This is a genomic window from Candidatus Paceibacterota bacterium, from assembly GCA_035546035.1.
Taxonomy (GTDB): domain Bacteria; phylum Patescibacteriota; class Minisyncoccia; order Phycocordibacterales; family UBA6065; genus UBA6065.
In genome coordinates, this window is sequence record DASZXC010000004.1 from 1 (window position 1) to 4,547 (window position 4,547).

At 61.1% G+C, this 4,547-nt stretch carries 3 protein-coding genes; 1 reads left to right on the forward strand and 2 read right to left on the reverse strand.

The window, feature by feature from the left end:
• Positions 1-718 precede the first annotated feature (718 nt).
• Positions 719-2,398 carry an IS66 family transposase gene (locus VHE10_01180; protein HVU06390.1) on the reverse strand — a complete coding sequence of 560 codons (1,680 nt, stop codon included), beginning with the start codon at positions 2,396-2,398 and terminating at the stop codon, positions 719-721.
• 48 nt (positions 2,399-2,446) lie between these two features.
• The gene (tnpB, locus tag VHE10_01185; GenBank protein HVU06391.1) at positions 2,447-2,770 is read right to left on the reverse strand and encodes an IS66 family insertion sequence element accessory protein TnpB; all 324 of its coding nucleotides are present in this window, start codon (positions 2,768-2,770) and stop codon (positions 2,447-2,449) included.
• A 331-nt stretch (positions 2,771-3,101) separates the two neighbouring features.
• Between tnpB and ltrA the strand changes: the two genes are divergently transcribed.
• Positions 3,102-4,370: a group II intron reverse transcriptase/maturase gene (ltrA, locus tag VHE10_01190; protein HVU06392.1), complete on the forward strand. Its 1,269-nt coding sequence runs from the start codon at positions 3,102-3,104 to the stop codon at positions 4,368-4,370.
• Positions 4,371-4,547 lie beyond the last annotated feature (177 nt).

Sequence of the window (4,547 nt, forward strand, 5' to 3'; positions counted from 1 at the left end):
TAGACCAGTCCTCCGTGGGCCCTGACGAAGGGAACCACACACCGAAGGCAAGGGCGACGAGCCGGAGTTACCGGCCTGCTCGTGCGCATTGTGAGTGCGCATGAGTCCCGCGAGGGGTGGTCTGGTGGAAGCCGTAGGTGCAGTGCGGAACCGAACGAAAGTGAAGCGCCGTAAGGCTGGCGATCGTGGGTGAGCTGGCTGCTCTCAGCGAAGCCCAATATTCGTCGGACGATCGCAGGTAGTGGCGACGGTTTCGCACGAAGCTCTGTGTTTCTTACCCGAGGAGATCTCTCGGCCTCCGTCGCGCAGCGAGCGCGAGCGGTAGCTGTGAAGGAACGAAAGGACCGATATGGCAAAGGGACGAGAGAAGTCGGATGACCGCGTAGTACCGAAAACCCTTCGAAAGAAGGGAGAAACCGCTGCTGCCGAGCAGTGGGGAGGGAAGGCGGCCACGGCCAATGAACAGGCAAAGCAGCTCGAAATGTTTGGTGAGACAGCCGACAGCCCGCAAGGGGCCGACGGTGGAGCGGACGAGGGTCAACCCTTGCCTGTCCCGCGCGCGGTGCCGAAGTCGCCAAACACGACGAGAGGTGCAGTGCCGACGATGACGATGGAGGAGATAGCGAATAGAGGAAACCTGAGGAATGCGTTTCTGCGAGTCGCGTCAAACAAAGGTAAGCGCTGCGCGAAGCCCATCTTTATGGCCGAGCGGCCAGTGTCACGCGGGGATCGTGAACGAGCAGAGGGGCGCGCTCAGTTCGTCTGGGTCGAGCTTAGCTCGCGTTGCGGTCCACTCGTGGGGGGCGAGCTCGAGATACCGATCTCGAGGCCAGTACGGCAAAATGCGTAGGACTTCGTCGAGGTACTGCTGGGGGTCGATCGAATGCAGGCGGCACGAAGCGATGATGGAGAAGATGGCGGCTGCGCTTTCAGCATGTGCGTCGCTGCCATAGAACATCCAGTTTTTGCGACCGACGACGATCTTTCTGAGCGAACGCTCGGAGCGCGTGTTGTCGAGCGGCAGCTTGCCGTCGTCGAGCACGCGGCGAAGCTCAGTCTCTTGATTGAGGGCATAGCCGATGGCGCGTGTAGCCAGATTGCAACCATCAGCGGATGCGCGTGCCTCCCTGACCCACTGAAAGAAACTATCCATGAGCGGACGCACGTGCTGGTCGCGCATCAGCTTGCGCTGAGCCGGTGGCAGCTTACGAAAAGCGTTGTCCGCGGCGTAGATGGCGCGAATGCGCATCAGACCTTGCACGCCAACAGGGTAACGACAGATCCCCGCCTCGAAGAAGTAGCGTCGACAGTGCGCCCAACATCCGACGAGTTTGATCTTTTCTTCTGAGCCCGAGTCGGTTGGCGGTCCGCGATCGAGGATATCGTAGACGTTGCTCGCGTCACTCTGCAGGTAGCCTCGAAAGCCGCCGAACAACTTCTTCACGAAATCTTGCGTGTGCTTCTCAGTGTACGCGAAGAGCACCGACTCGCAGTCAACGACGGCGGTGAAGAAGTGGCCTTTTTTACAGGCCTGCCGCAGGCCGTTTTTGCTCTTTTCTGGCTGCACCAGGCCGGAAGTTGCATCGGTTGAGATCACGCAACCATTGCTGATGGCGTTTTGCCAAAGGGCATGCACGATGGTGGAACCCAGGGCGCCGCCCGCTTCGTCGGTGTAGCGGCACATGGTGCCGCGATCGAGCTCGACCTCTTGATCTTTCATGTGCTGCTCGAGTCGATGGTGCGGCACACCGAGCGCAAACTTCTGAACAATGAGGAACGCGACCACAGAGGAATGCAGCAAGCCTCGCGGAAACAAAGTCTTTGGCGTCTCGACGCCGAGCACCGTCGGCCCGTCTTTGCCGGGGACCTCGTACTTTGCGGTGCGTTTGACCAGCACCGAGAAGCCCCCGCGCCGGTACATCAACTGCAAGCTCTCGTCGAAGCCGATCCGTTTGCAGCTCTTCTCCATCTCCTCGTCGCAGATCTCGAGCAAGAACCGCGGCAGCTTACTGGCCGACAGATCTCGACGCCCTTTGGGCTTGGCTTTGACTTTCTCTGGCTCCGGAGGTGGTGCCGCGTCGTCACTGCCTGGACCCTGCGCCTGAGTGATGGCGGCATCGAGCTGCTTTTGCAGGGTCTTTTCGTCGTTGAGCAAATCACCGAGGGTGAGCTGCAGCTCGCTAGTGTGAGCGCGCTCAGTCTTGTTTCCGTACACGCGGCGTTTGAGCAGCGCGTTTTCGTGCGTGAGATTGAGCACCGTCTCCTGCAGCGACGCGATCTGCGTGTCCCGCTCCGCCATGTGAGACTTGAGGCCGACAAGCTCGACTTGGAGCGCCGAGAACAACGAGGCGAGCTCCGCCGCAGACGGCGTATTCGCTTCTTGTGACTTGCTCGACACGCTCTTTGTGTACACGAACGCGATCGCGCCTCTCAAGCAGAAAGCGCTTCAATGAGTGCGGCGAGGGCGTTTCGTTTTCGGCTGCGTGCTCACGCCCTTGTAAATCACCTCGAAGATCGCGTCGCTCACCACCACATGCTGATCGGCTTCGCTCGTCGCGCGAGGCAGCTCGAACTTCCCCGCGTCGAGCTTCTTGTGAATCACGATCACACCGGTGCCGTCCCAAGTCAGCACCTTCATGGTGTGCCCGCGCTTCCCAACGAATACGAACAGAGCACGAGAACGCGGCTCTGCCTGCATTTTCTCTCGAACTAACCCGCCCAGTCGCTCGTAGCCGAGGCGCATGTCGACCGGCGCAAGCGCGACGTACACAGGTAGACCGTGCGCGATCACGTCGCGCCACCCAGCGCCGACACGACTGCTCGCAACAACTCAGCATCGAAGCCCGCCTCCACACGAATCGATGCCTGCCCCAATTGCACGACCACCCCTGCGCCCGAAGCCGCTCGCGACGGGACAACTCTCGCGAAGACCGGCGTCTCCACCGTCGCGGAAGATCCCGCCTCTTTCACCCACCGATACGCCGATGACGCGCAAACCCCCAACCGCTCCGCGACGACTCGCGGGATGTCCCCAGTCGCCTTTACCTCCGCAATCAACCGCTCGCGAGCCTCCGCTGTGTGTCGTCTTCGCATGCCCCGTCATGCCTGACGACCATGAGCCATCAACAGATGGGTTTCACGCAGCGCTTACAAACAAAGGCGCTCCCGGCCCGGATCGACAGAGCGTCGAAGAAGTGCACAGGCACCTCGACGACGCCCTGTCGGCGTTACGCTCCGAGTTGCTCGATGGCAGCTACCGACCCGGACAAATTCGTCGCGTGTGGATCCCGAAGTCGAACGGAGGACAACGAGGCCTTGGCATCCCGAATGTGATCGATCGCATCGCGCAACAGGCTGTGCAGCAAGTGCTCAGCCCGTACTACGAGACGACCTTTCACGCGAGTAGCCACGGTTTTAGGCCAGGAAAGAGCTGTCACACGGCTATCGCCGAGGCCCAGCAGCATCTGGAGGAAGGCTACGAATGGGTGGTGGACTTGGACCTAGAGAAATTCTTCGACCAAGTAAACCATCAGCGCCTGCTGGCGCGGCTCGAGCAGACGATCGCGGATCGACGTGTGCTCGAACTCATCGGCCGGATGCTGAAGGTCAAGGCGGTGATGCCGGATGGAGTGGTGGTGAGCACGGAGGAAGGAGTGCCGCAAGGCGGTCCGCTCTCGCCGTTGCTTAGCAACATCGTGTTGGACGAGCTCGACCGTGAGCTCGAACAGCGCGGTCACCGCTTCGTGCGCTACGCCGACGATTGCAATATCTACGTGCGTAGTGAGCGGTCGGGGCAGCGCGTGATGGCAGGCATCCGCTCTTTCATCGAGCGCCGCTTGCGGCTCAAGGTGAACGCGGAGAAGAGCGCGGTATCGCGGCCAGAGAAACGGCACTTCGTTGGCTTCACCCTGCGGCGTGAGCCTCTGGATGGAAGCATCGAGGTGCGCTTGTCGGAGCGGAGTAAGCGCCGCATCGACGAGAAAATCCGCGAGCTAACTCCACGCGCCTGGGGTCAGTCGCTGCGCGACTGCATCCGCAGGCTCAACGAGTACTTGCTCGGTTGGATTGGTTTCTTTCGCATTGCGAGCGTGCGCGACTTGCCGCGACTCGACGCGCATATCCGCAGGCGACTTCGTGCAATCGCAATACGCCATTGGCGCAAGCGACGTAGCAGCGTGAGCTGGAAGCCGCTCAAGCCGGGACGACGGTCCTGGTGGTGTCTCAGCAACTCGCCCCCGGTGACTCGAGTACTGACCAACGCTCGCTTTGCCGAGCGTGGTCTCCTCTCGCTCGAGACCACATGGGTACGCTACCAAATCCCGCCAGATATCGTCATCGCCCCAGCGCAACTGGAGTTAGCCCTGGGATAATTGCGGACGGAAACGTCGCTGCTGAACTACCTGCACCACCGCTCGGACGAGACGCCACAACAGCCACCTCGCCCGCGCGACCCAGGAACGTCAACTTCCCGAAAAGCCGGATGTGAGATCCACAAGTCCGGTTTTGTGAGAGGGGCCCCCGAGCGATCGGGGGCCTCTACTCGACCG

Bases quoted from the DNA above. Each gene is read 5' to 3' on its own strand.
- ltrA (HVU06392.1), top strand. From the start codon at position 3,102: ATGCCTGACGACCATGAGCCATCAACAGATGGGTTTCACGCAGCGCTT.